We start from the raw sequence: 26,194 nt of genomic DNA, 5'->3' as shown, positions 1-26,194 counted from the left end.
GCGCCCCCTTCCTGGTAGAGTTAGTTCGTCTAACGACCAAACAAACTAGTCCAGAAGGCAGGGCACCACAAGTGCCGCCGCCTATGCGGCATGATGAGGCCGACACGGAACGGGGCTCAATTGATCACCAATACTCAGGGAAGCGCTCCGGGCACCGGCCCCCAGCCGGCCGACTTCACCGACGTGCGGGCCACCAACCTGGCCGTCGTGCTGCGGTTCGTCCGCGAGAACGCCCCCTGCTCGCGCGCCGACATCGCCGCCTCGACGGGCCTCAACAAGGCGACGGTGTCCAGCTTGGTGGCCGACCTGATCGACCGGCGGCTGCTGCGTGAGACGGGGCTGACCGAGAACCGGGTGGGCCGTCCGGCCACGATGCTCGTGCTCGACGGTTCCCCCTACGCCGCGGTCGGCATCGAGGTGAACGTCGACTACCTGACGGCCGTCGCGGTCGACCTCAAGGGCGAGGCGCTGCTGTCGTGGCGGCGCGCCTTCCCGGGCGGCTCGGCCTCCTCGGGCCAGGCGGTCGCCGGGATCGCCGGCGTCGCCCGCCGTGTGGTGACCCGCATGACCAAGGAGGCCCGGCAGGTGCTCGGCCTCACCGTCGCCGTTCCCGGGCTCGTCGACCTGAACGGCTCGGTGCGCCTCGCGCCGAACATGGGCTGGCGCGACGTCGACCTCGCGGGCGACCTGGCCAAGGCGCTGCGCGACCCGGGGTTCCCCGTCCTGGCCGACAACGACGCGAACCTGGGCGCGCTGGCCGAACTGCGGTTCGGGCCTCATGGCGGCGTACGCGACCTCGTCTATCTGACCGGCGAGATCGGGGTCGGCGCCGGGATCGTGCTCGACGGGCGGCTGCGGCGCGGGGGCGCCGGGTTCAGCGGCGAGATCGGGCACATCGAGATCGTGCCCGGCGGCCCGCCGTGCCACTGCGGGCGGCGGGGCTGCCTTGAGGTGGTGGCCGGGCTGGGCGCGCTGCTCGACCGCACCGTCCCGGGCGGGGTGTCCCCGGCGGAGCTGGAGCCCGAGATCGACGAGGTGGTGCAGCGGGCCGAGGCGGGCGACCCCGTCGTGCTCGATTTGCTCGACACCCTCGCCGGGAACCTCGGCCGGGGCGTCGGGATCGTCGCCAACCTGCTGAACCCTGAGGTCGTCGTGCTGGGCGGCTACTACGTGAAGCTCGCCCCGTGGATCCTGGCACGGGCCGAACGGGAGATGCTCGGCCGCTCCCTCGCCCCCGCGGGAGGCGGCTGCCGTCTGGTCGTCTCGGGTCTGGGCTACGGCGCGGCGGCGCTGGGGGCGGCGGCGCGCGTGCTCGACTCGGTCGACTCGGGGCGGCTGCCCGCGCCCGCCTGACCTCGCGTCCGGCACCGACCCTGAAGACTTGTTTTAAGGCGTGGATTCCCCATTGACGCGGGTCCGGTCCGTACGGATATTCGGCCCATGGGTCGTTTATCACGCTTCCTCGTCCTCGCCCTGCTGGCCGTGCTCGCGACGCCGGCCGTCCCGGCGCGGGCCGCCTACGGGTCCGACCTCCCGGTGAACATCGACGTGTACGGGCAGGGCGTCAAACTGTCCGGGGCCTACGGGTCGATCGCGTTCGACGACGGGAACGCCAAATACCGCTACACGATCGCGGTCTGCTGGCAGTCCAGCTACAGCCGCCCCACCCTGTACGCCTCCGTCAACGGAGCCTGGCGCACCCCGCTGCCCGTCACGCCCGGCACCTCGGTGACGATCCCGCAGTGCTCCAACCCCGCCTCCCTCCTCTCGGGAGAGGTGACGCCCGGCGGGACCGTCGCCAACGTGACGATCACGGTCGACGGCGTGAAGTTCAACCCGCCGAACAGCACCTATCACTCCAACTCCGCCTTCTACGACAACCCGTTCAACTAGTAACCGGGCAGCACGACACCGCCGGCCCAGGCCGGGAAGGAGTAGGTGTCCAGCTTGCGCATGCTCCCCGTGGTGACGTCGATCGCGTAGGTGTCCCAGCCGAGGACCTTGGCATCGCCCTCGACCGGGCGGGCGTCGAGCCGCCTGCCCAGCACGGTGACCTCGGTGGCGTCGAGCCAGGGCCCCATGCTCATGGGGAACGGGGCCAGGGGTACGTCCCGGACCGGGGTTCTGGTCCGGGACTCGCCGGTGACGGCGTCCACGGTCACGATCTCGGCGTCGACGGCGGAGCCCGTGGAGCCGCCGTCCTCGGGGAGCGGGCGGGTCAGGTAGGCGAGGGTCGTCCCGTCGGGGCCCGGCCCGCCGGGGGTGTGCCACGCCGTGCCGGTGAAGGGCCTGACCTCCCCGCCGGAGAGCAGCCCGAGACGCATGGTGCCGGCCACGACGACCGGCCGGCCGCCGGCGCCGATGCTGCGCACCGACCAGCCCGCCGGGACGTCGGTCAGCTCGCCGGTCTCCAGGTCGGCCAGCGTGTTGAGCGAGCCCGGCACGCTGATGGCCAGGTATCGGCCGTCGGGCGACAGCGCGATGTCCGGGAGGTTCCTCCGCACGTCGGCGGCCGGGACGAAGGGCGGCGCGAGCCGGATCGAGCCCGACTCCAGATCGCGGACCGCGAACCGCTGCTCCTTCTCGCTGTAATAGGCGATCTTCCGGCCGTCCGCGGTGATCCGCACCGGCGGGGCGGTGAGCACGTAGTCGTCGTCGGCCGGCCCGGCGTGGGGGCCCATCGCCTCCGGCACGCGGTAGCGCTCGCCCGTGCGGGTGACCAGCCGCCACTGGAGACAGTCGCGCCCGCTCAGATGGGACGTCCCTGAGGCGATCTCCTGGCCGCACCAGTCGTAGTAGGCGTACGCCGCCGGTGACACGCCCTTGACGGGAAGTTCCCCCTTGCCCGGGGCGGCGGCAGGTTCGCCAGCGATCGGGCCCATGCCGTTCGGGGCGGCGCCGATCACGGTCAGAGTGATCGCCGCGACGACCGTGACGGCCAGGGCCGCGGCGGCCGAGGCGAAGCCCGCGCGCCTGCGCCGGGCCGCCCGCAGCACGCGGTCGGTCAGATCGACGTCGGGGGCGTGTTCGGCGATGCGCGCCAGTTCGTCGTGGAGCCGGCTCATCACTTCGCCTCCTGGGGGGCGGTGTCGGTGTCGTACAGCAGATCGGCGAGTTCCGGGGCGAGGGCGCGCAGCCGGGCGAGGGCGTGACTGGTCTGGCTCTTGACCGTGCCCGCCGAGCAGCCGAGCAGGTCGGCGGCCTCCTGGACGCTGCGGTCCTCGTAGAAGCGCAACACCAGCACGGCCCGCTGCCGGGGCGTCAGCCGGGCCAGCGCCTGCCACAACACGATCCGGCTGACGCTCTCGTCGCCGGGATCGCGGCCCGCCCTCGGCGGCCCGGTGAACGCGAGGACACGCCGCTGCCGCCGCCACCACGAGATGTGCTCGTTGACCAGCGCCCGGCGCACATACGCCTCGGGATTGTCGGCGGCGATCCCGCGCCAGTTCCCGGCCACCCTGACGAGCACGCTCTGCAGCATCTCCTCGGCCTGGTGGGCGTCGCCGCAGAGCAGGTAGGAGGTTCGCATCAGCGCCATCTGCCGGGCGCGGAGGAACTCCCGGAAACCCTCATATCGATCCACGTCCTTAACGACGCCGGGGGAACCTCTTCGGTTGGAACAGAGGCGATCTCGGGTACGCCCGACGCCATGACGACATCCGGCCCGCCCTTCACCAGGGAGAACGCGCTCGAACGGGTCCGCCTGGCGGAGGACGCCTGGAACACCCGCGACCCCGAGAGGGTGGCGCGCGGCTACTCCCTCGACAGCCGCTGGCGCAACCGCGCCGAGTTCCTCACCGGCCGCGAGGCGATCGTCGCCTTCCTGACCCGCAAGTGGCGCCGGGAACTGGAATACCGCCTCATCAAGGAACTGTGGGCGTTCACCGGCAACCGGATCGCGGTGCGGTTCGCCTACGAGAGCCACGACGACTCCGGCCAGTGGTACCGCTCCTACGGCAACGAGCAGTGGGAGTTCGCCGACGACGGCCTGATGGCGTTCCGGCACGCCTCCATCAACGACCTCCCGATCGCCGAGCCGGAGCGGAAGTACCACTGGCCCATCGGCCGCCGCCCCGACGACCACCCCGGGCTGAGCGACCTGGGGCTGTAACCGGGGGGCCAGCACCCTTCGCGGCGGCCCTCCGGAGGCGGAGAGTCGGCGGTGTGGGATTCCTGACCGCCTGGTTCGGCGTCGAGGCCCGCCGCCGGCGGCGGGAGTTGTGCGTGCTGGTGCTGCTGGTCGCCGCCGGGGTGAGCGTGGTGTCGGCCGCGCTGGCGGGCGCGCGGCGCGGCGAGAGCGCCCTCGACCGGCTGCGCGCGGTGACCCTGCCCGCCCACGCGCTGATCTCCAACCAGGATCCCGGCCTCGACTGGGGGCGGGTTCGCGCCCTGCCCGGCGTCGAGTCGGTCGCGCCCTACGCCATCGCCCCGCTCTACGTCGACGACATGCCGCTGAACTGGCAGTGCGTCCCGCCCCTCGACGCCGCCCTGTGGCGCGACCTCGAACGGCCGGTGCTGCTGGCCGGGCGGCTGCCCGACCCGGCGCGGGCCGACGAGGTGGTCGTCCAGCACCGCTTCACGGTGCTCTACGGCAAGACCGTCGGCGACACCGTGACCATCAAGCTCAACACCCCCGAGGAGGCCGACCTCCTGGCGAACGCCGGCGGCGGGCTCGCGGGTGGTCACGGGCCCCGGATCACCGCGCGAATCGTCGGCGTCATCCGGTCGCCGCGTTTCGCCGACGGCGTCGACGGGCCGGGTGTCGTGCTCCCCTCCTCCGGGCTCTACCGGACCTACCGCGACAACCTCATGGGCACCTCGGGCCTGGGATTCTCGATCGCGCTGGCCCGGCTCACCGACGGCGCGGCCGGGGTGCCCCGGCTGCGGGCCCAGATGGCGGCCCTGACCGGGCAGCCCATGCAGGTGGACGACCTGGGCGCGACCGACCGCCACCACGACCGGCTCACCTCCTACCAGGCGCTCACCGTGCTCGCCTTCGGCCTGGCGGCGCTGGCCGTGGCCGCCGTGTCGACCGGCCTGTACGTCGCCCGGGTGGTCGAATCGGCGCAGGCCGACCTGAGGGTGCTGCGGGCGGGCGGGCTGACTCCGCGGCAGGAGACGGCCGCCGCCGCGCTCGGCCCGGTCGTCGCCGGTCTGGCCGGGAGCGCCCTCGGCGTGGGAGCCGCGGCGGCGGCCTCCGCCTGGACCCCCATCGGGGCCGCCGCCGGGTTCGAACCCGCGCCCGGCTTCGACGTCGACGTGCTGGTCCTGGCGCCGCCCCTCGTCGTGGTCCCGCTGCTGCTCGCGCTGGAGGTCGCGGTGCTCACCTGGGCCCGGCGCACCCCGCGCCCGCCCGCCGTGTCCGTCGTCGCGCCCGCCGTCGCCCGGCTGAACCTTCCGGCGCAGGTGGTCACCGGCCTGCGCCACGCGCTGAGCCGCACGGTCTCCGGCACCGTGATCGGGGTCTTCGGGCTGGTCGCGGCGCTGACCTTCGCGGCCGGGGTGACCGACGCGTCGGGCGACCCGGCCCGGTTCGGGCAGACCCACCAGGCCATGGTGTTCCACGGCCAGAGCGGCGAGCGGGTGGCGGGGGTGCTCGACAAGGCGGCCCGGGATCCCGATGTGACGGGGGTGGTGGACGCCCGCTCCGCGATGGTCTCGGCGGGCGAGGTGGTCTTCGTCGCCTACGGCGTCGCGCCGGTGTCCGGCCGGGTGCCGCCGATGGTGGTGCGGGGGAGGCCTCCCGCGACCGACGGCGAGGTGCTGCTGGCCGTCGGCACCGCCTGCCAGGTGGGCGCGGAAGTGGGCGACCGGGTCAGGCTCACCGGCCCCGACGGCGCGGGGGACTTCCGCGTCTCGGCCGTCGGGCTGCTGCCCCTGGGCGTGTCCAACACCTACGACGACGGCGCGATCCTCACCTCGGGCGGCTACGACCGGCTCTCCCGGTCGTTCGACCTCGGCCTCGGGTTGCTCGCCCTCCGGCCGGGAGCCGAGCCGGGCGTGGTGCTGCGCCGCGTCCAAGAGGTGACGGGCCCGCGGGTCAGCGTGATCCCTGCGGTGCTCCCGCCGCAGTTCGCCGAGGTCCGCGACGTGCGGGTGCTGCCGGTCGTGCTGGCGGGCTGCCTCGGGCTGCTCGCCGTGGCGACGCTCGCCCACGCGGTCGGCGCGACCGCGCGGCGGCGGCGGCACGACGTCGCGGTGCTGCGCGCGCTGGGCATGACGCCGGGGCAGGTGCGGTGGATTCCCCGCACCCAGGCCGTCGCGCTGGCGGCGGCGGGCCTCGTGTTCGGCGTGCCGCCCGGTGTGGCGGCCGGTCGCGCGTTGTGGCGGCTGGTGGCCGAGAGCACGCCGCTGGTGTACGTGCCGCCGACGCCGGTGGAGGCGCTCGTGCTGGCCGTGCCCGCCGGACTGGTGACCGCGTTCGCGCTGGCGGCGCTGCCCGGACGCCGGGCCGCCCGGCTCCACGTGGCGGGCACGCTGCGGGCGGAGTGACGTATTGGGTCTTGACCCCGAACCGGTTAAGCGGCACCCTTCGGATATGTCGGACTTAACACCGACGAAATGATTTCGAAGCGCTTCGACACCTGACCTCCAAGCGCTTCTTCCGGCGTAATTCGAAGCGCTTCGACCGAGGACGTGTCCATGAGCGAACCCTTCCGCGACCCCGCGCGCCCGGTCGCCGAACGCGTCGCCGACCTGGTGGCCCGGCTCACCGCCGACGAGAAGATCGGGCTGCTGCACCAGTACCAGGCCCCCGTCGACCGGCTCGGCCTGGAGCCGTTCCGCACCGGCACCGAGGCCCTGCACGGCCTGGCCTGGCTCGGCCCGGCGACGGTGTTCCCGCAGGCCGTGGGCCTGGCCAGCACCTGGAACCCCGAGCTGGTCCGCCGGGTCGGCGCGGCCACCGCCGACGAGGTCGTCGCCTTCCACCGCAAAGACCGGTCGGGCGCCGGCCGCAACGTGTGGGCGCCGGTGGTGAACCCGTTACGCGACCCGCGCTGGGGCCGCAACGAGGAGGGCTACAGCGAGGACCCGTGGCTGACCGGCGTCCTGGGCACCGCCTACGCGTCGGGCCTCAAGGGCGACGGCCGGGTGATGAAGACCGCCCCGACGCTGAAGCACTTCCTGGCGTACAACAACGAGACCGACCGCTGCACGACCAGCAGCAACCTCCCGCCGCGTGTCCTGCACGAATACGAGCTGCGCGCCTTCCGCGCCCCCATAGAGGCGGGCGCGGCGGTCGCGGTGATGCCCAGCTACAACCTGGTGAACGGCCGCCCCGCCCACCTGTCGCCGCTGATCAACGACGTGCTGCGCACATGGGCCCGCGACGACCTGCTGGTGGTCAGCGACGCCTACGCCCCCGCGAACCTCTTCGGCCTCCAGGCCTACTACGACGACCCGGCGGAGGCCTACGCCCACGCTCTCAAGGCCGGTCTCGACAGCTTCACCCAGGACGACGCCGCCCCCGCCGCGACCCTGGGGCACCTGCGGGAGGCGCTGCGGCGCGGCCTGATCGACGAGAGCGACGTCGACACCGCCGTCCGGCACGCCCTGTCGATCAGGGTCCGGCTGGGGGAGTTCGACCCGGTCGAGCCCTTCCTGGAGATCACCGAGGCGGTGGTCAACCGGCCCGAACACCAGAGGCTGGCCCGCGAGGCCGCCACCGAGTCGATGACGCTGCTGAAGAACGACGGCCTGCTGCCGCTGACGGCCACGAAGATCGCCGTGGTCGGGCCGCTGTCCGACGTGCTGCTCGAAGACTGGTACAGCGGCACCCTGCCCTACCAGGTCACCGCCCGCGCGGGCCTGGCCGGGCGGGCCGAGACGGTGTGGTGCGAGGGCGTCGACCGGATCGTGCTGCGCGCCGAGGAGGGCTATGTCTCGGCGAGCGCCGAGACCACCGGCGGGCCGCTGACCACCGGGCCGTCGGCCGAGTTCGACCTGTTCGACTGGGGCGGCGGCGCGGTCGCGCTGCGCAGCGTCCCCAACGGCCGGCACGTCGGCGTCGACGACGACGGCGTGCTCGTCAACGACCAGCCGGGGCCGAGCGGCTGGGAGGTCCGGCAGACGTTCCGGATGGAGGACCGCTTCAGGGGTGTGGTCCTCCGCCACATCTCCACCGGGCGCTACGTCGGGATCAGCAAGGGCGTTCTCGGACTCGCCGACGACCCCGAGAACGCCGCCGTCTTCGTCGTGGAGACGGTCGAGAGCGGCGCGGCCACGGCGGCCCGGCTCGCGGCGGAGGCCGACGTCGCCGTCGTCGTGCTGGGCGACCATCCGCTGGTCAACGGCCGCGAGACCGAGGACCGCGCCGACCTCGCCCTCCCGCCGCTCCAGGAGGAGCTGCTCAAGGCCGTGCACGCCGCCAACCCGCGCACCGTGCTCGTCGTCTCCAGCGGCTACCCGTTCGCGCTGAACTGGGCGCAGGAGCACGTGCCGGCGATCCTGTGGTCGTCGCACGGCGGCCAGGAGTACGGCCACGCCCTGGCCGACGTCGTCTTCGGCGACGCCGACCCCGGCGGGCGGCTCACCCAGACGTGGTACCGGTCGGCGTGCGAACTCCCCGACCTGCTCGACTACGACATCATCGCGAGCGACGCCACCTACCTCTACTTCCGCGGCAGCCCGCTCTACCCGTTCGGCCACGGCCTGAGCTACACCACGTTCGGCTACTCCGACCTGACCGCCGTACCGGGGGAGGAGACGCTGCGCCTGGAGGTGACCGTCGCCAACACCGGCGACCGCGCGGGCGTGGAGGTCGTGCAGTTCTACACCCACCAGTGCCGCTCGCGGGTCAAGCAGCCCGTGCGGTCGCTGCGGGGGTTCGTGAAGGTCCGGCTCGCGCCCGGCGAGTCCCGCCGGGTCGGCGTCGGCGTGCCGCTGCGGGACCTGGCCTTCTGGGACGTCACCCGCGACCGCTTCGTCGTCGAGGACGCCCCCTGCAAGGCCCAGGTGGGCCCGTCGAGCGGCGCGATCAGGTTGTGCGCCCGGTTCGACCTGCCGGGGGAGACCGTCCCGCCGCGCGACCCGTCCGTGCTCGCCGCCGCCGCGTGCGACGAGTACGACGGCATGACCCTCTGCGAGGCCGCCCGCGACCGGGGCGACGCGGTCAGGTCGGCGGAGCCGGGCGCGTGGGTGCGGTTCCGCGACGTGGCCTTCGCGGGGGAGACGACGGCCGTCGTCACCGCCGCCGGCGACGAGGGCGGCATGATCACCCTCCGGCTCGGCGACCCCCTCGGCGAGATCGCCGCCACCGTCGCGGTGCCGCGTACGACCTCCCGTTTTGATCCAGTCGAGACCCGGGTGCACCTTTCGCCGGTGACCGGAGTACGCGATGTTTATCTGGTGTGCGAGAACGAGGGAGTCACCGTGACCACGCTGAGGTTCCACGCGTGAGGACGGTGACGATCGCCGACGTCGCCCGGCACGCGGGGGTGGCGGTCTCCACGGTGTCGTACGTGCTGAGCGGCAAGCGGGCCATCTCGGCCACCACCCGGCAGCGGGTGCTCGACAGCGTCCGGGTGCTCGGTTACCACCCGAACGCGGGCGCCCGCGCCCTCGCCAGCAAACGCGCCAACGTGATCGCCCTGGTCCTGCCGCTGCGGGCCGGGATGAACCTGCCGGTGCTGATGCAGTTCGCCACCTCCGTGGTCGCCACGGCGCGGCAGTACGACCACGACGTCCTGCTGATGACCGCCGACGAGGGGCCCGACGGCATCCGCCGGGTGGCCGCCAGCGCCATGGTCGACGGGTTGCTGCTGATGGACGTGGAGGTCCGCGACACCCGGGTCCCGCTGCTGCGCGACCTGGCCGAACCGAGTGTGCTCATCGGCTTCCCGGCCGACGCCGAGGGGCTGACCTGCGTCGACCTCGACTTCCACCGGGCCGGCGCCAGCTGCGCCGCCCACCTCGCCGAGCGGGGGCACCGTGAGATCGCGCTGCTGGGCGCCCCCGAGGTCGTCTACGAACGCGGCACGGGTTTCGCCGAGCGGACCAGGGCAGGGTTCCTGGCGGAGGCGACCGGCCGCGAACTCCACGCGGTCGCGGTGCCGTGCGAGGAGACCTACGACGAGGTCGCCTCGGCGGTGAAGCTGCTGTTCGACGCCCACCCGGGACTGACCGGGCTGGTCGTGCACAACGAAGCGGCCGTCGGCCACGTGCTGGGGGCGCTGCGCGCCCTGGGCCGGGCCGTACCGGAGGACGTGTCGGTCGTCGCGATCTGCCCCGACGACATCGCCGAGCGGGCCCGGCTCACCTCGGTCCTCATCCCGGCCGAGGAACTCGGCCGGGAGGCGGTCCGGCTGCTGATGGCCAAGCTCGACGGGCTGCCGGCGGGGTCGATCCTGCTGGAACCACGTCTCACGATCAGGGAGAGCACACGTTGATCACGTTTCCGGAGGGCTTCCGCTGGGGTGCGGCCACCGCGTCGTACCAGATCGAGGGAGCCGTCACCGAAGGCGGCCGAGGACCTTCCATCTGGGACGTCTTCTCGCACACCCCCGGGAAGACCGCCGACGGCCACACGGGCGACGTCGCCTGCGACCACTACCACCGTTATCCGGAAGACGTCGCGATCATGGCCGATCTCGGCCTGAAGGCCTACCGCTTCTCGATCGCCTGGCCGCGCGTCCAGCCCTCCGGAAGCGGCGACCCCAACCCGGCGGGCCTCGACTTCTACGACCGCCTGGTCGACGCCCTGCTCACCGCCGGCGTCGAACCGGTCGCGACGCTCTACCACTGGGACCTCCCGGCCGCCCTCGACTGGCGCGACCCCGCCACGCCCGAGCGCTTCGCCGAGTACACCGCGATCACGCACGCCCGCCTCGGCGACCGCGTCCGGACCTGGACCACCCTGAACGAGCCGTGGGTCTCCGCCTTCGTCGGCCACGGCTCCGGCCGCCACGCGCCCGGCGTCGCCGACCCGGCCGCCGCCTTCACGGTCGCCCACCACCTGCTCACGGCCCACATGCTCGGCGTGCGGGCCCTGCGCGCTGGCGGCGCCGACGAGGTCAGCCTGACGCTCAACCTGACCCCGATGGTCGGCGATCCCGACGTGACGACGCTGCCCGACGGCCTGGCCAACCGGCTGTTCCTCGACCCGGCGCTGAAGGACGGCCGCTACCCCGACGACGTGGCCGCCCACATCGCCAAGTTCACCGACCTGGGCGATCTGCCCTACGAGCCGATCGACCTGCTGGGCGTGAACTACTACACCGTCAACCGGCTGGCCGCCGACCCGGCGTCCAAGGGCCACGACGAGTTCCCCGGCTGCGAGGGCATCGCCTGGTTGCCGCCGCGCGGCGAACCGACCGAGATGAACTGGGAGGTCATCCCGCAGGGCCTGGAGGACCTGCTGGTCCGGCTGTGGGTCGAATACCCGGGCGTCCCGCTGATGATCACCGAGAACGGCGCCGCCTACCCCGACTCCGTCGACGACCGCGACCGGATCGCCTTCCTCGACGGCCACTTCCGCGCCGCCGCCAACGCCATCGAACGCGGCGCCGACCTGCGCGGCTACCTGGTGTGGTCGCTGCTCGACAACTTCGAGTGGGCCCGCGGCTACCACAAGCGCTTCGGCCTGGTCAGGGTCGACTACGACACCCTGGAGCGCACCCCGCGGTCCAGCGCCCACTGGTACCGCGAGGTGATCGCCCGCAACGGCCTCCTCTAGCTGAACGACACCGACGTCACGGTGCAGGTGGTGAGCCACGGGCCGGGGTTGACCGGCTGGGCCGAGCAGCCCCAGGTCGCCACGACGTTCGTCGTGCCGGCGGGGATGGTGAAGCCGCTCGACGACCCCGAGAAGTCGCCGTAGGGGTAGTGGCCGCTGCTGCACAGGGCGGTGACCCCGGCCGCGGTGGCCCCGGCCGGCAGCGTCTGGGTGAAGGAGAAGGCGCGGGTGGCGGGCACCGCGACCAGGCTGGGCGCCGGCGTGGCCGGTGAGGTGTAGAGGTTCACCGCCGAGGGATACCAGTCGCGGGTGTCCCCGTAGTTGTTGGAACTGGTGCAGTCCACCGTCCCCTGCAGGGTGATGGTGGACGCGGCGGCGGGTTGCGCCAGGCCCACGAGGGCCAGCGCGCCGGTGGTGACCAGTACGGATCCGAGCGTCATCACTCGGCGAGCCAGTGTCGCGGCGACTTTCACCGTTTCTCCTCAGCTTGGGACATCGGGCCACCGCGAATGCAGCATCTTCCGCCCGCCGAGGTCAACGGCGGCCGGTTCCGGCGGGCCCGTAATCCGCGGAGGCGAGAGGGCGGGTGGGCAGCGACGCCGCCGGAGCCCGGCCGGTTGCGGCCCGTTTCGGCCCGGTGAAAGGTTCAGATGACCTCGTCGCGCAGTTCGGGGAACACCTTGGACACCTTCCCCAGGAGGTAGTCGCCGTAGGTGCCGGTGAACGCCCGCAGGTCCTGCCCGTCCCACCGCCGGAAGCCCTTGGTGGTGGGCGGCAGCGGCGGCAGCTCGTCGTCCCAGCCGGGGTCGAAGAAGAACGGGAACGACAACCGGTCGCGGCCGGTCGCGTTGAACACCCGGTGCGGCGTCGAGCGGTAGTGCCCGCCGGTCAGCCGGTCGAGCATGTCGCCGATGTTGCACACGAACGTGCCGGGGATCGGCGGCGCGTCCACCCAGCCCGTCGACGTGCGCACCTGCAACCCGGCGTTGGCGTCCTGCAGCAGCAGCGTGAGCAGCCCGTAGTCGGTGTGCTCGCCGACGCCCCAGGAGTCGTCGACGCCGGGCGGATAGTGGAATATCCGGAACAACACGGTCGGATCGGCCGTCGACCCGGCCGAGAAGTGTTCGCGGGGCAGCCCGAGGCTGAGGGCCACGCCGCCCAGCACCGCCTGCGCCACCCGTTCGACCTCGGCGAGATAACACAGCACGACGCCGCGCATCTCGGGGACCTCCTCGGGGAACAGGTTGCGCCCGTGCAGCGGACGCCCGTCGGGCTCCCGCTCGGCGCCGAAGTAGAGGCCCTCCTTGAGGTCGGGCCGGCCCGAGGTCAGCTCACCGCCGACCGGGAAGAACCCCCGCCAGGCCCGGCCGCCGCGCGACATGGCGATCTTGAGCTTGGTCTCCTCGGGCAGCGCGAAGAACCGCCGCGCGCAGTCGTCGAGCGCGCCGATCAGCCCGGCGGGCACGCCGTGCCCGGAGACGTAGAAGAAGCCGCTGTCGACACAGGCCGCCTCGATCTCGGCGGCCGTGCGATCAGCGGGCCCGCCGTCGAGCAGCGGGCGCACGTCGATCACCGGAAGCGTCGTCATCTTTTCTCCGTTACGGCTCCGCCCACCCCGGCACCGCCCGCCGCCTCCGAACCGGCCGCACCCGGCGCCGGCCGGTCGCGCCCGCCTCGCGCCGCGACGACCGGGTGACCCGAAGCCTATTCGGGCTTGCCGCTCCGGCGGCCCGCGACCAGCGTGTCGCCCGGTTCGCCGCCCGCGGCCGGCTCGCTGCGGTTCTCGGTCGTGGTGTCGCGGCGGGGCTTGCGCGGCGCGGGCTTCGGCTTGGGATGCGGCGCGGTCGGCTCGTCGGGCTGGTTGGGGAAGGTGACCGGGCCCTTGTGCGCGTCGGTCCGCTCCGAATCCGGCGACGGCTTCGACTGCGCGGGCGCATCGGGCTTCGGTTCGCGGAGGGCGTTGATGACGGTGTCGGCCTCCATGTCGGCCGCGATCTCGTCGGCCGCCTCGGCGTCGCGGCGCTTGATGATCACCATGTGGTCGACCGAGAGCCGTCCGCCGCCGTTCACCGACAGCAGCACCGAGGCGGCGCCCAGCGCCACGACGAGCTGCACGCTGCCGCCCGTCAGGGGCAGGCCGGTGTCGCCGGCCGCCAGGATGAACACCGCGAGCGCCTCGGCGAACAGCAGCACGCCGACGACCGGCACGGCCAGCCCGGCGATGAGCAGAGTGCCGCCCAGCAGCTCGATGAGCATGGTGGCGGCCGCCCAGAACGACGGGATCGGCGCGTCGAGCTGGAGGAACTGTGTCTCGGTGGCGTCCAGGCCGGCCCGCAGCTTGGCCCAGCCGTTGGCGAAGAAGATCCCGCCGACGCCTATGCGGGCCGCGAGCGTGGCGAGGTCGATGAAGGTTTTCTTCACGGGACTCATTCTGGGGGGTTATGGGATGGCTTTACGAGGCAATTGCCCCATAACCAACCCTCATATGTCAGACAGAGAGACGTTCCTCTTCACTCCGCCGTTCACGTGCCGGCACCAGCACCGCCACCACGAACGCGTTGGCCAGCAGCAACACGACGCTCACCCCGACGGCGGCGTGCAGCCCCGACACGAACGCCGAGCGGGCCACGTGGAGCAGGGCCGCTCCGGCCGCGCCGCCCGCCTCCCCGGCCACGTGGGCGGCCGCCGCGAGCGACCCCCTGGCCTGCGCGAGCAGCCCTTCGGGCACTCCGGCGACGGCGGCGAGCCGGGGCGCGTACACGATGGTGGTGACCGTGCCCAGGACGGCGATGCCGAGGCCCGCGCCGAGCTCGTAGGCGGTCTCCTCGATCGCGGCGGCGCCGCCGGCGCGCGACTCGGGCGCGGCCGACATGATGGCGTCGGAGGCCGCCAGCAGGGCGACCTCGATGCCGAACCCGATGCCGACGAAGCAGAGCGTCAGCGTGACCGGGTGGTCTTCGACACCCCAGCCGAGCGTGGGCGTGAGCGACAGCGCGGTCAGCGCCAGGCCGCCGCTCATCGTGGCCCGCAGCCCGATCCGCCGCAGCACGTGGGCCGCCGCCAGCCCGCCGCAGATCGCCGCGACCATCAGCGGCAGCATGCGCAGCGCGGCGTCGAGCGGCCGCAACCCCAGGACGAGCTGGAGATACTGCGCGAGCAGCAGCTCCAGCCCCACGAGCGCGAACACCGCGAACAACACGCACGCCACCCCGGTCGCGAACCCCCGGTTGGCGAACAGCCCGAGGTCGAGCAGCGGCGCGGCCAGCGCGCGCTGGCGGGCCACGAACCAGGCCAGCACCGCCACCCCGCCCAGCAGGATCAGCACGGCCGCGCCCCGGCCCACGGTGTGCCCGTAGCCGGCCTCCTTGAGCCCGAAGGCGACGGCCAGCACGCCGACGACCGACGACAACGCGCTCGGCCAGTCCCACGAGTGGCCGTGGCGGTGGCTGACGTCGGGGATCAGCCGGGCGGCCAGCGGCAGGGCGACCAGCAGCAGCGGCACGTTGACCAGGAACACCGCGCCCCACCAGAAGTGCTCGACGAGCACCCCGCCGACCACCGGACCGACGGCCGCGCCCCCGGCCGCCACCGCGCTCCAGATCCCCAGCGCGACGGCCCGTTCGCGCCGGTCGGTGAAGACCTGCCGGATGATCGAGAGCGTCGCGGGCATGATCATCGCCCCGCCGACGCCGAGGAACGCCCGCGCCACGATCAGCGCCTCGGGCGTGGCCGCGAACGCCGCCGCGAGCGAGGCGATCCCGAACACCACGTAACCGAGCAGCACCAGCCGCCGCCGCCCGAAGCGGTCGCCGAGCGTGCCGAACGTGACCAGCAGCGGCGCGACGACGAGCGAGTAGACGTCGATGATCCACAGGAGCTGCACACCCGTCGGTTCGAGCGCGGCCGTCAGCGCCGGCACGGCGATGTGCAGCACGGTCGCGTCGACGGCGATCAGGAGCAGACTGAAGCACAGCAGCGCGAGGATCGCCCACCGGTCCGCTCTCGGGTCGGCCCTCGGGAACATGAGGCGCAGCTTAGGTGATCGAGCGAAGATCACTCAGGCGGTTGCCAAGACTCGGTCTCCGCCCCAATATCCCGATAAGTCCCGTCATAGTGTGATGGGCATGCTGCCCTGGAATGCAGAAATGTCCGGACGCGTCGATCGAGCCACCGTGGTCAGCGAGGTCCTGCGCGACAACCCTCTCGGCGACTCCCACGAACGCCCCCTGTGGGTGTACCTCCCGCCCGGCTACGACGACGGCGTGACCGCGTACCCGACGATCTACGTCATCCAGGGATACTCGGGCCAGGTCGTCATGTGGGGGAACCGCCAGCCGTGGCGGCGGACCGTGCCCGAGATGCTCGACCGGGTCTTCGCCGACGGAGAGGCGCCGCCCGCGATCGTCGTCTACGTCGACGCCTGGACCCGCCTCGGCGGCGGCCAGTTCGTCGACTCCCACGGCCACGGGGCCTACCACTCCTACCTCTGCGACGAGGTGGTGCCGTACGTCGACCGGCACTACCGCACCCTGGCCGCGCCCGAGCACCGCGCGATCACCGGCAAGTCGAGCGGCGGCTACGGCGCCATGATCACCCCGATGCTGCGCCCCGGCCTGTTCGGCGCCCTGGCCACCCACGCGGGCGACGCCCTGTTCGAGGTGCTGTACCCCCGGGAGTTCGGGCCCGCCGCCCGGATCCTCCGCGAGGAGTACGACGGCTCGTGGGAGAAGTTCCTCGACCGCTTCCACGCCACCGGCGGACGCTGCCCCGGCAGCGACATCGTCATCCTCTACGGCAACGCCGCGTCCTACTCCGCCAACCCCGGCGGCTCGGTTGACATGCCCTTCGACCACCTCGGGAGATTGGTTCCCGAGGTGTGGTCGAGATGGCTGGAATATGACCCCGTCGTCATGGCCCCGAAGCACGCCGAGGCGCTCCGGAGCCTGCACAGCGTCTGGATCGACGCCGGGCGAAACGACGAATACTTCCTCGACATGGGCGCCATCGCCTTCCACGAGGAGGTACGGAGGGCCGGGGTGCCCGCCGCGAACGTGTTCTTCGAGCTCTTCGACGGAACCCACGCCAACCTTGAACACCGCTACGTCATGGCGGTCAAGTGGCTGGCGCCGCGCTTGACTCCAGGGCGACCTCTCTAGAGAGATAGAGGTGTATTCCGGACCCTAGCCACGCCCTGCCCGGCACCAGATCATTCGGGGGTGGGGAGCGACGCCGAGGATCACCCTTCCCGTGCCCGGCGGGAACCCGGGCCCGAGGTGCCGCCCCCGAGCGACCGCGCCGATCCACGGGCCTGGTGTGGGGTCGCGGCGGCACTACTACGCCGTGACCGGCCCGAGGAGGCGCTGGAGGCCGCTCGTCAGGCGGTGGATCGTGATCCGCACGGCGAGTGGGGGCATCGCCTGGCGAGCCTCGCTCTGGAACGTCTCGGCCGCGACTCCGAGGCGGTCGCGTCGGCCCAGGAGGCCGTCCGGCTCGCGCCGGGCTCCTGGGCCGCGCGACTCCGGCTGGCCGGGGCGCTCCGACGGTTCCCGGCCCGCTGGCGCGAGGCGTGGGAGGAGGCCCGCCGCGCGGTCCGCTACGCCCCCGACGAGCCCGGCCCCCACGCTCTGTCCGGCGACCTGGCCCTGATCAGGGGAGAGCACGACGCCGCGGCCGCGAGCTACCGCGCGGCGCTGCGCCGCGACCCCGGCCAGCCGGGGGCCCGCGTCAACCTGGGCCTCACCCTGCTGCGCTGGGACCGGCACCGCGACCACCACGACCCCGCCTGGGAGGCCGACCCGCGCGACACCGGCCGGGCCCGCCGCGCCCTGGAGACCTGGTCGCGCCGGATCCGGCTGCTCCTGGCCCTCGCCCTGACGGCCGTCTCGGTCGCGGGGCTCGGCTTCGACCTCTATCAGGAGGCCAGAATCGCCGGATACGCCGTTTTGGCGGCGGTTCCGGTGATCACCTGGCGGCAGGCCGCCCGGATCACGGTGTGGCCGCTGGTCCCGGCCATGCTCGGGCGCGACCTGTGGCTGAGCGTCTCGGTGACCGTCGCGGTGATGACGGTGGCCGCCTACGTGATCGGCGTGGCCGGGATGCCCGCGCTGGAGATCACCCTGACCGGCTCGTTCCTCGCCCCGGCCGCCGGGGGAGAGTGGGCCGGCGCGCTCGGGTTCGTGTTGTTCAACGCCCCCGCCGTTCTCGTGCTGCGGCTGCTGGTGGAGGCGTGGCGGGGCCGCCCGGTGCGGGCCCTCGCCGAGTTCGCCCAGGTGCCCGGCGACGCGGTCGCCTGCCGCGACACCGACGTCACGCTGTGGGTGATCGCCGGACGGGCCTGGTGGACGATCCTCACCCTCGCGGCGCTGCCATGGCCCCGCATGGCGCTCGCCGCACTCGCTGTGCCGTTGTGGTTCGCCCTCGCCGGCCGATGGTCCCGGCCGGACCGCGGCGCGGGACCGGTGGCAGGGCCGGTGGCGGGGCGGGGTGACGGTGCGGGGCCGGTGGTAGGGCGGGGTGACGGTGCGGGGCCGGTGGTAGGGCGGGGTGACGGTGCGGGGCCGGTGGCGGGGCCGGGTGACGGCGCGAGGTCGGTGGTAAGGCCGGTGGCGGTGTCGAGGCCGGTGCTGGGGCCGGTGCTGGGGCCGGTGCTGCGCCGTGACCGCTGGCTGGCCGCCGCCTTCGTGCTGCTCGCCGCCGCGGGCGGCTGCCTGGTCGCCGCCGGGGCCGTCCCCGGCTGGACGCGGGCCTGGCAGGGCGGCTGGGCCGCGCTCGGCCTGGCCGCCGCCGCGTTCGCGATCAGGGCCGCGACGGCCTGGTGGCGCGGGGCCCCGGGGCCGACCCGCGCCTCGCTCGTGCCGCGCGACCACCCGCCCGCCGACCTCGGCCCCTCGTCGGGCCTCACCGAAGAGGTGCGCCACGCCGCCACCTATTCCCGCAGCGTCGTCCTCTCCTACGCCGGTCCGGGCGGCCCCCGTTCCGTCGCGGTCAGCGCCGTGACGTCGGTCAGCCCGTCGGGCGAGATGCGGGTCATCGCCGGAGACGAGGCGTGGGAGGCCGTCGAGCGCGACCCACGTGTGGCGGTGTTCGTCGGCGACCCCCGTTTCTGGGCCGAGGTGCGCGGAGTGGCGATCGCCGACAACGACGTTCTGCGGATCACCCCACGTGAGGTTCTGGTCCGGGAATATCCCGGCCGCCACCAGGCTCGCACGCGCTAGGTCCACCCATTCGTCTTTCCCGTGCGGTATAACCGGGGGCGGACCGGGGAGGCAGGATGCGGGAGGACGGCCGAGCCCGCCCCACGGGGCGAGTGGCTGCGAGAAACGCTTTCGAGCAGGCGCGACAGCGCTATTTCGCTCTTCCTCCGGTCGCCCGAAGAGCCGTTTTCATCGGGTTACTGGTCGCTTCGGTGGCACTGGCCGCCGGACTCGGCTGGGATATGCTCTATACCTTTTTCGCCACGTTGACGATCCTGGCGTTCACGGTCCTGGCCCTGCATTTCCCGCGCGGCGCGGCGACGCTCCTGGTGGTCGCGGCCTGGTCGGTGATCTGCCCGTTCATCATGGTCGTGGCCAACAGCCAGGCGATCGGCACCTTCCTGCTGTTCCCCCTGTGGCTGCTCGGCCTCGTGGTCGCCGGGATCGCCCACCTGATCCGCTGGGTGCCGCCGTGGCTGACGACCGCCCTCGCGCTGGGCGCGGCCGCGATCACCGGCATGCTGCTACGCCTGGTCAGCGACCCGGCCGCGCTCTACGGCGCCTACGGCGCCGCCGCCGTCGTACTCGTCTGGCGGTTCGTGCTGGCCCGCCAGGCCAAGGCCCGCCAGGCCCCGCCCGAGGTGCCCGCCCAGCAGCGGGTGCGCGCGGGCGGCACGCCGCCCCACCCTCATGCCCACGGCGACAACCAGGCCCGCCCTCCGCAGATAACGGTCGAGCAGGCCCTCGCACAGCTCGAAGGCATGATCGGCCTCGAACCCGTCAAGGAGCAGGTCCGTTCGATAGCGGCCTCCATCGAGGCGGCCCGGCTCCGCCGCGAGGCCGGGCTGACCTCCGACGCGCCGATGCGCCACTTCGTCTTCGTCGGCCCGCCCGGCACCGGCAAGACCAGCGTCGCCCGCAGCCTCGCCTCGATCTTCTACGCCTTCGGCCTGCTGGAGACCCCCTACGTCGTCGAGGCGCAGCGGGCCGACCTGGTCGGCGAGTTCCTGGGCGCGACCGCCATCAAGACCAACGAGCTCATCGACCGCGCCCTCGGCGGCGTGTTGTTCATCGACGAGGCCTACGCGCTCATCAACTCCGGCGACGGGCAGACCGACCGGTTCGGCCACGAGGCCGTGCAGACGCTGCTGAAACGGGCCGAAGACGACCGCGAGCGGCTCATCATCATCCTGGCCGGATACGAGAAGGAGACGACCGCGTTCCTGGCCTCCAACCCGGGCCTGTCGAGCCGGTTCTCCACCCGCGTCCGGTTCCCCAGCTACCAGCCGGCCGAGCTGCTGGAGATCACCGAGGCGCTCCAGGTCAAACGCGGCGACCGGCTCGACCCGGCCGCGCGGCCGGTGCTGCTGGGGCTGTTCGACGACGTCCACCGGCGCGGCCTGGTCGACGAACTGGGCAACGCGCGGTTCGCGCGCAGCGTCGTGGAGGCCGCGGCGCAGGCCCGCGACGTGCGGGTGATCAGCGTCGGGGGAGCGCCCCGGGGCGAAGACCTGGTGACGACGACGGCCTCCGACGTCTCCAAGGCGTTCGGCGAGATCACCGCGCGGTTCCGCGGCTACCAGGCGACCCCCACGCTGGAGGACGCTCTGGCCGACCTCGACCGCATGGCCGGGCTCGAACCGGTGAAGCGGCAGGTCAGAGCCATCACCGCGCAGCTACGGGTGGCCCGGATGCGCGAGGAGCAGGGGCTCCCGGTGCAGTCGCAGACACGCCACTTCGTGTTCGTCGGGCCTCCCGGCACCGGTAAGACGAGCGTGGCCCGCATCCTCGGCCGCATCTTCTCGGCGCTCGGCCTGCTGGCCCGGCCCGACGTGGTCGAGGCGTCCCGGCCCGATCTCGTGGGGCAACACCTGGGCGCGACCGCGATCAAGACGAACGAGCTGGTCGACCGGGCCCTCGGCGGGGTGTTGTTCATCGACGAGGCCTACGGGCTGATCAACTCGGGCTACTCGGGTGGTGACGCGTTCGGGGCGGAAGCCGTACAGACCCTTCTGAAGAGGGCCGAGGACGACCGCGACCGGCTCGTCATCATCCTGGCGGGTTATGAGCGCGAGATGGACGCGCTGCTGGCCACCAACCCCGGGCTGGGCAGCCGGTTCAACAGCCGGGTCGTGTTCCCGAGCTACTCGCCGGAGGAGCTCTCGGCGATCGCCGAGATGACCGCCGCCGACGCCGGAGACCGGTTCGACGCCGCCGCCACGCGCGACCTCAACGACGTGTTCGGCTACGTCTGCCAGGAGCGCCTCATCGACGGCCTCGGCAACGGGCGGTTCGCCCGGTCCCTCTACGAGCGGGCGGCCATGCGGCGCGACGTCCGGCTGGCCGCGCAGGGCAGCGCGACCTCGGCCGAGCTGACCACCATCACCGGCGACGACGTGCGGTCGGCGGTCGACGAGTTGTCCTGACCGACACCTGGCACGGGTTTTGCGGCCCCATCGGTGGCGTGATCACATGATGGGGTCCCATGAGGAAACGTGCCGGTCTGCTGGTCCCGGCCCTCGCCATGGTTCTCGCGGCCTGTGGGGGCGGTCAGACCACCGCGACGGGGAGCGGGCCGCAGAGGGGCGGCATGCTCAGGGTCGTCGGCTCCGGCGACGTCGACCACCTCGACCCGTCGTCGTCCTACACGGTCGTCGCCTACAACCTCGGCCGCACCTGGACCCGGCAACTGGTCACCTATCCGGCCGGGAGCGACATCTCGGTCGCCGGGACGGTGGTAGCCGACGTCGCCGCCGCGCTGCCGAAGGTGAGCGACGACGGGAAGACGTACACCTTCACGCTCCGGCCCGACGTCATGTGGAACACCAGCCCGCCGCGCCCGATCGTGGCCGCAGACTTCGAGCGGGGGCTGAAGCGGCTGGCCAACCCCGTGCAGCCGTCGGGCGGCATCTCCTATTACACGCAGACCATCGAGGGTTTCCAGGAATTCTTCACCGCCTTCCAGAAGCAGCCGAAGACGGCCGCGGGAATGGCGAAGTTCATGAATTCCACCCGCATCAAGGGCGTGCAGGCGGTGAACCCGACCACGCTGAAGATCCAGCTCACCGCGCCCGCCAGCGACTTCCTCAACATCATGGCGCTCGGTTTCGCCTCGGCCGCGCCGGTCGAATACGAGAAATACGTGCCCGACGGGCCGGACTTCCGGCAGAACACCATTTCCGCCGGCCCCTACCAGATCACGACCTATTTCGCGGGCCGGCAGATCATGCTGGAGCACAATCCCGTGTGGAAGCAGTCGAGTGATCCGGTCCGGCACCGCTGGGTCGACCGCATCCTCGTCACCCTGGGCCAGGACAGCCCCGACGTCGTCCAGCAGCAGTTGGAGGCGGGCGTCGCCGACCTGTCGTGGGACCAGCCGGTGCCCACCTCGGCCATCCCGCGCCTGACCGGCAACCCGGACTACAAGGTCTACGAGGGCTCGACCCTGAACCCGTTCCTGGCGTTCAACATGCAGAGCCCCAACAACAACCGCGCCCTGGCCAACGTGAAGGTCCGGCAGGCGATCAACTACGTCGTCAACAAGGCGGCCATCGCCCAGATCTACGGCGGCCAGAAGATCAACACCGTGCTCGACGGGGCGATCCCGCCGGGTTCCATCGGGTACGACAGCGCGGTCCGCCCCTACGCCACCCCAGGTGGCCGCGGCGACGTGAACAAGTGCAAGGCGCTGCTGGCCGAGGCCGGGGTCGCCGACCTGAACCTGCAGTTCCCCTACCGCACCAACGGCAACCACCCGAAGGTCGCCCAGTCGATCGCCGGCGACCTGACCAAGTGCGGCATCACCACCCAGCTCATCCCGACGGCCCCCGACGACTTCTACGGCCGCTACCTGTCGAGCGTCCAGAAGAGCCGCGAGGGCAAATGGGACATCGGCGCGCCCGGCTGGATCCCCGACTGGTACGGCAACAACGCCCGCTCGATCGTGGTGCCCCTGTTCGACGGCCGGAACTACACCGAGGGCTCGACCAACTACGGCGCCTACAACGATCCCGCCGTCAACGACCTCATCTCGCGGGCGCTGACCGCCCCCGGCGTCGGCGAGGCCGAGGGCCTGTGGCGGCAGACCAACGCCCGCATCATGGCCGACGCGCCGATCGTGCCGCTGACCTCGCAGAACGTGCCGATCTTCCATTCGGCGCGGGTGCGCAACGCCCTCTACACGCCCCTCACCCAGCAGTTCGACTACACCCAGCTCTGGCTGGCCTCATGAGCCTTCTGGAGGTCTCGGACCTGCGCGTGACGTTCACCACCCCCGACGGCGACCTGCGGGCGGTGCGCGGCGTGTCGTTCGAGGTCCAGGCCGGGCAGACGCTCGGGGTCGTCGGCGAGTCGGGCTCGGGCAAGAGCGTCAGCGTCCAGGCCCTCCTGGGGCTGGTCCCCGGGGCGCGCGTCGAGGGCTCGGCCCTGTTCGACGGCGAGCAGTTGATCGGCATGCCGGCCGAGCGGCTGCGGCGCATCCGCGGCGCCCGGATCGGGATGGTCTTCCAGGACCCGCTGTCGAGCCTGCACCCGATGTACCCGGTCGGCCGGCAGATCGCCGAGGCGGTCCTGGTCCACCGCCGCGTCAGCAAGGAGCGGGCCTGGTCGGTGGCCCGGGAGCGGCTCGAACAGGTCGGCATCCCCGGCGCGCGGGCCCGCGACTACCCGCACCAGTTCTCCGGCGGCATGCGCCAGCGGGTGATGATCGCCATGGCGATGGCCCTCGACCCCGAGCTGATCATCGCCGACGAGCCGACCACGGCCCTGGACGCGACGGTCCGCGCGCAGATCCTCGAACTCCTCGGGCGGCTGGGCTGCGCGCTGATCGTCATCACCCACGACCTGGGCGTCATCGCCGACATGGCCGACGAGGTCATGGTCATGTACGCCGGCAAGCTCGTCGAGAAGGCCGGCCGCCGGGCGTTGTTCCGCGACCCGCGCCACCCGTACACCAGAGGCCTGCTCAACTCGCTGCCCCAGGGCAAGGAACGCCTGAAGCCCATCGAGGGCCGCCCCCCGAGCCTGCTCAGCCCGCCGACCGGCTGCCCCTTCCACCCCCGCTGCCCGGTCCGCATCCCACGCTGCCCGATCGAGGAGCCGCCGATGCTCGGCCCCGAAGACCACCCCGACGCCTGCTGGCTTGAGGAGGGCCGATGAGCCTCCTCGACGTCTCCGACGTGCGGAAGTACTTTCCGATCAAGTCGGGGATCTTCTTCCGGCGCGAGGTCGGCCGGGTGCACGCAGTCGACGGCGTGAGCCTGTCGGTGGAGGCCGGCGAGACGCTCGGCGTGGTGGGGGAGTCGGGCTGCGGCAAGTCGACGCTGGCGCGCTGCATCACCGGCCTGTACGAGGTGACCTCCGGCACCATCACCTTCGACGGCGACATGCGGCGTGACGTGCAGATGGTCTTCCAGGACCCCTACGGCTCGCTGAACCCCCGCCGCCGGATCGGGTCGATCATCGCCGACCCGCTGGTCATCCACCGCGAGGGCACCCCCGCGTCCAGGCGCGAACGGGTCAGGGAGCTGATGGCGCTCGTGGGCCTCAACCCCGAGCACTACAACCGTTTCCCGGCCGAGTTCTCCGGCGGCCAGCGGCAGCGCGTGGGCATCGCGCGGGCGCTGGCCCTCAACCCGCGCCTGGTCGTCTGCGACGAGCCCGTCTCGGCCCTGGACGTCTCCATCCAGGCCCAGGTCGTGAACCTGCTCAAGGACCTGCAGACCGAACTCGGCCTGACCTACGTCTTCATCGCCCACGACCTGTCCGTCGTCCGGTACGTGAGCGACCGCGTGGCCGTCATGTACCTCGGCAAGATCGTTGAGATCGCCCCCGGCGAGGAGCTCTACGAGCGCCCCCGGCACCCCTACACGGCGGCCCTGCTGTCGGCCGCCTCGGTCGCCGACCCCGACCGGCCGAGGGACCGGGTGGTCCTGCGCGGCGACGTGCCTTCGCCGATCTCCCCGCCGCCGGCCTGCCGCTTCCATCCCCGCTGCCCGAAGGCCCAGGAGAGATGCACCGTGGAGGAGCCGCTGCTGCTGGGAGACGGCCACAAGTGGGCCTGCCACTTCCCGATGGAACCGGGCGAACGCCTGCAGAACCGGGAGCCGGGCCGATGAGCCGCGACGGTTTTCCACAGCGTGCGGTCGCCAGGTATGTCGGCCGCGCGGGCGACGCTGGAGCGGCCCCGGGTGGGTGGGCGGTCTCCGGTCGTGAACGTCCGCAGATCCGGGAGGCGGGCCGATGAGCCGCCACGGTTGTCCACAACACGCAGTTGCCCGCACCGCGCCTGTCGGCCGGGCGGGGAATGCTGGAGCGGCCCCGGGTGGGTGGGCGGTCTCGCGTGGCGGCAGCGGCGCGGGTCCATCCGGGCGGCCGGCCCGGCCGAAGGTTGAGGGGAGGGCCGGGTGAGCCTCACCGATGCCGCCTTCGAGGCGGAGCCCGTGCACGTCGAGGTCGTGCACGGCAAGGGGCCGTGGCGGCTGGCCTGGGAGCGGCTGCGCCGGGACAGGGCCGCGGTCGTGTCCATGGTCGTGATCGTGCTGGTGGCGCTGCTGGCGATCTTCGCGCCGCTGTTCGCGCTGATCACCGGGCACGACCCGCTGACGCAGTATCCGTCGACCGCGCTGACGCCCGAAGGGCTCCCCGTCGGGCCGGGCGCGGAGTTCTGGCTCGGGGCCGACAGCCTCGGGCGGGACCTGTTCGTCCGGCTCGCCTACGGGGCGCGGATCTCGCTGCTCGTGGGCCTGAGCGCCACCGTGCTGGCCACGGTGTTCGGGGTGGTCGTCGGGCTGCTCGCCGGGTTCTACGGCGGGTGGGTCGACGGGGTGCTCGCGCGGGTGCTCGACGTGGTGCTGAGTTTTCCCTATCTGCTGGTCGCGATCGTGCTGGTCGCCGCGGTGGGGGCGTCGGTGCCGCTGACGATCTTCGTCATCGCGTTCTTCTCGTTCGCGGCGATGGCGCGGGTGGTGCGGGGGCAGACGATCGGGTTCCGGGAGCGGGAGTTCACCGAGGCCGTCAGGTCGCTCGGCGCCTCGCCGCTGCGGATCATGGTCATCGACGTGCTGCCGAACCTGGTCGCGCCGGTCACCGTGCTCGCCTCGCTGCTCATCCCGACCTCGATCGTCTTCGAGGCCACGCTCAGCTTCCTGGGGCTCGGGGTCGACCCCCGCACCCCGAGCTGGGGCGCGATCCTGGCCGACTCGACCGACTTCTACCGGGTGGCCCCCGGGTTGCTGATCTTCCCGGCCGTGCTGCTGCTGCTCACCACGCTCGCGTTCAACCTCCTCGGGGACGGCATCCGCGACGCGCTCGACCCCAGGAGGTGACC

The 26,194-nt window shown here is 72.5% G+C and carries 20 protein-coding genes; 14 read left to right on the top strand and 6 right to left on the bottom strand.

Annotated features, from left to right (window positions below; translation table 11 throughout):
* The first annotated feature begins 120 nt into the window (after positions 1-120).
* Both AW273_RS15675 and AW273_RS15670 read left to right on the top strand, forming a co-directional pair.
* Positions 121-1,353 (top strand): ROK family protein, encoded by a 1,233-nt coding sequence (locus tag AW273_RS15675; RefSeq protein ID WP_062349055.1) that lies wholly within the window; start codon positions 121-123, stop codon positions 1,351-1,353.
* Positions 1,354-1,440: 87 nt separating this feature from the next.
* Positions 1,441-1,893: a hypothetical protein gene (locus AW273_RS15670; RefSeq protein ID WP_062349054.1), complete on the top strand. Its 453-nt coding sequence runs from the start codon at positions 1,441-1,443 to the stop codon at positions 1,891-1,893.
* Here AW273_RS15670 and AW273_RS15665 read toward each other — a convergent pair.
* Entirely contained in the window at positions 1,890-3,065 is a 1,176-nt protein-coding gene (locus AW273_RS15665) for a hypothetical protein (RefSeq protein ID WP_062349053.1), read from the bottom strand. The genes AW273_RS15670 and AW273_RS15665 overlap by 4 nt on opposite strands.
* Positions 3,065-3,583 (bottom strand): SigE family RNA polymerase sigma factor, encoded by a 519-nt coding sequence (locus AW273_RS15660; protein WP_062349052.1) that lies wholly within the window; start codon positions 3,581-3,583, stop codon positions 3,065-3,067. The genes AW273_RS15665 and AW273_RS15660 overlap by 1 nt, the downstream gene beginning before the upstream one ends.
* A gap of 66 nt (positions 3,584-3,649) precedes the next feature.
* Between AW273_RS15660 and AW273_RS15655 the strand changes: the two genes are divergently transcribed.
* The 5 genes from AW273_RS15655 (at position 3,650) to AW273_RS15635 (ending at position 11,674) form a co-directional block, all read left to right on the top strand.
* Positions 3,650-4,111: a nuclear transport factor 2 family protein gene (locus tag AW273_RS15655; protein WP_062349051.1), complete on the top strand. Its 462-nt coding sequence runs from the start codon at positions 3,650-3,652 to the stop codon at positions 4,109-4,111.
* Positions 4,112-4,164: 53 nt separating this feature from the next.
* Positions 4,165-6,492: an ABC transporter permease gene (locus AW273_RS15650; protein WP_062349050.1), complete on the top strand. Its 2,328-nt coding sequence runs from the start codon at positions 4,165-4,167 to the stop codon at positions 6,490-6,492.
* Between the two features lie 150 nt (positions 6,493-6,642).
* Complete coding sequence (locus AW273_RS15645; RefSeq protein WP_062349049.1) at positions 6,643-9,399, top strand: glycoside hydrolase family 3 protein; 2,757 nt, start codon at positions 6,643-6,645, stop codon at positions 9,397-9,399.
* Positions 9,400-9,404: 5 nt separating this feature from the next.
* Entirely contained in the window at positions 9,405-10,388 is a 984-nt protein-coding gene (locus tag AW273_RS15640; protein ID WP_198168174.1) for a LacI family DNA-binding transcriptional regulator, read from the top strand.
* Entirely contained in the window at positions 10,385-11,674 is a 1,290-nt protein-coding gene (locus AW273_RS15635; protein WP_062349047.1) for a GH1 family beta-glucosidase, read from the top strand. The genes AW273_RS15640 and AW273_RS15635 overlap by 4 nt, the downstream gene beginning before the upstream one ends.
* Here AW273_RS15635 and AW273_RS15630 read toward each other — a convergent pair.
* From AW273_RS15630 to AW273_RS15615, 4 genes are all read right to left on the bottom strand, one after another.
* Positions 11,671-12,147: a hypothetical protein gene (locus tag AW273_RS15630; RefSeq protein WP_157555830.1), complete on the bottom strand. Its 477-nt coding sequence runs from the start codon at positions 12,145-12,147 to the stop codon at positions 11,671-11,673. The genes AW273_RS15635 and AW273_RS15630 overlap by 4 nt on opposite strands.
* Positions 12,148-12,320: 173 nt before the next feature.
* Entirely contained in the window at positions 12,321-13,262 is a 942-nt protein-coding gene (locus AW273_RS15625; protein ID WP_062349045.1) for an isopenicillin N synthase family dioxygenase, read from the bottom strand.
* A gap of 116 nt (positions 13,263-13,378) precedes the next feature.
* Positions 13,379-14,095, bottom strand: a complete 717-nt coding sequence (locus tag AW273_RS15620) for a DoxX family protein (RefSeq protein ID WP_062349044.1) — start codon at positions 14,093-14,095, stop codon at positions 13,379-13,381.
* A 67-nt stretch (positions 14,096-14,162) separates the two neighbouring features.
* Positions 14,163-15,698, bottom strand: coding sequence for an MFS transporter (locus AW273_RS15615; protein ID WP_062349043.1), 1,536 nt, complete (start codon positions 15,696-15,698; stop codon positions 14,163-14,165).
* 121 nt (positions 15,699-15,819) lie between these two features.
* On the opposite strand from AW273_RS15615, the gene AW273_RS15610 reads away from it, so the two are divergent.
* The 7 genes from AW273_RS15610 to AW273_RS15580 all read left to right on the top strand — a co-directional run bounded on the left by AW273_RS15610 (position 15,820) and on the right by AW273_RS15580 (position 26,192).
* Positions 15,820-16,830 (top strand): alpha/beta hydrolase, encoded by a 1,011-nt coding sequence (locus AW273_RS15610; RefSeq protein WP_232327442.1) that lies wholly within the window; start codon positions 15,820-15,822, stop codon positions 16,828-16,830.
* Between the two features lie 60 nt (positions 16,831-16,890).
* Positions 16,891-18,888, top strand: a complete 1,998-nt coding sequence (locus AW273_RS39095; protein WP_062349042.1) for a CHAT domain-containing protein — start codon at positions 16,891-16,893, stop codon at positions 18,886-18,888.
* Between the two features lie 221 nt (positions 18,889-19,109).
* Positions 19,110-21,293, top strand: a complete 2,184-nt coding sequence (locus AW273_RS15600; RefSeq protein WP_439648634.1) for an AAA family ATPase — start codon at positions 19,110-19,112, stop codon at positions 21,291-21,293.
* Positions 21,294-21,352: 59 nt separating this feature from the next.
* The gene (locus AW273_RS15595; RefSeq protein WP_062349040.1) at positions 21,353-23,098 is read left to right on the top strand and encodes an ABC transporter substrate-binding protein; all 1,746 of its coding nucleotides are present in this window, start codon (positions 21,353-21,355) and stop codon (positions 23,096-23,098) included.
* Positions 23,095-24,024, top strand: coding sequence for an ABC transporter ATP-binding protein (locus AW273_RS15590; RefSeq protein WP_062349039.1), 930 nt, complete (start codon positions 23,095-23,097; stop codon positions 24,022-24,024). Before AW273_RS15595 ends, AW273_RS15590 begins: the two co-directional genes overlap by 4 nt.
* A complete protein-coding gene (locus tag AW273_RS15585) occupies positions 24,021-24,983 on the top strand; it encodes an ABC transporter ATP-binding protein (protein WP_062349038.1) in 963 nt (320 codons plus the stop codon). The genes AW273_RS15590 and AW273_RS15585 overlap by 4 nt, the downstream gene beginning before the upstream one ends.
* Before the next feature lie 288 nt (positions 24,984-25,271).
* Positions 25,272-26,192 carry an ABC transporter permease gene (locus AW273_RS15580; protein WP_062349037.1) on the top strand — a complete coding sequence of 307 codons (921 nt, stop codon included), beginning with the start codon at positions 25,272-25,274 and terminating at the stop codon, positions 26,190-26,192.
* Positions 26,193-26,194 lie beyond the last annotated feature (2 nt).

Source organism: Herbidospora yilanensis (assembly GCF_001570565.1).
Lineage (GTDB): Bacteria > Actinomycetota > Actinomycetes > Streptosporangiales > Streptosporangiaceae > Herbidospora > Herbidospora yilanensis.
The sequence above is the reverse complement of the archived record's forward strand: the minus strand, read 5'-3'. Positions and strand labels throughout refer to the sequence as shown.

Excerpts from the sequence above, each read along its gene's own strand:
- AW273_RS15645 (WP_062349049.1), top strand. The coding sequence starts at position 6,643 with ATGAGCGAACCCTTCCGCGACCCCGCGCGCCCGGTCGCCGAACGCGTC.
- AW273_RS15585 (WP_062349038.1), top strand. The coding sequence starts at position 24,021 with ATGAGCCTCCTCGACGTCTCCGACGTGCGGAAGTACTTTCCGATCAAG.
- AW273_RS15625 (WP_062349045.1), bottom strand. The coding sequence starts at position 13,262 with ATGACGACGCTTCCGGTGATCGACGTGCGCCCGCTGCTCGACGGCGGG.
- AW273_RS15600 (WP_439648634.1), top strand. The coding sequence starts at position 19,110 with ATGCTCTATACCTTTTTCGCCACGTTGACGATCCTGGCGTTCACGGTC.
- AW273_RS15610 (WP_232327442.1), top strand. The coding sequence starts at position 15,820 with ATGTCCGGACGCGTCGATCGAGCCACCGTGGTCAGCGAGGTCCTGCGC.
- AW273_RS15590 (WP_062349039.1), top strand. The coding sequence starts at position 23,095 with ATGAGCCTTCTGGAGGTCTCGGACCTGCGCGTGACGTTCACCACCCCC.
- AW273_RS15665 (WP_062349053.1), bottom strand. The coding sequence starts at position 3,065 with ATGAGCCGGCTCCACGACGAACTGGCGCGCATCGCCGAACACGCCCCC.
- AW273_RS15655 (WP_062349051.1), top strand. The coding sequence starts at position 3,650 with ATGACGACATCCGGCCCGCCCTTCACCAGGGAGAACGCGCTCGAACGG.
- AW273_RS15670 (WP_062349054.1), top strand. The coding sequence starts at position 1,441 with ATGGGTCGTTTATCACGCTTCCTCGTCCTCGCCCTGCTGGCCGTGCTC.
- AW273_RS15615 (WP_062349043.1), bottom strand. The coding sequence starts at position 15,698 with ATGTTCCCGAGGGCCGACCCGAGAGCGGACCGGTGGGCGATCCTCGCG.
- AW273_RS15595 (WP_062349040.1), top strand. The coding sequence starts at position 21,353 with ATGAGGAAACGTGCCGGTCTGCTGGTCCCGGCCCTCGCCATGGTTCTC.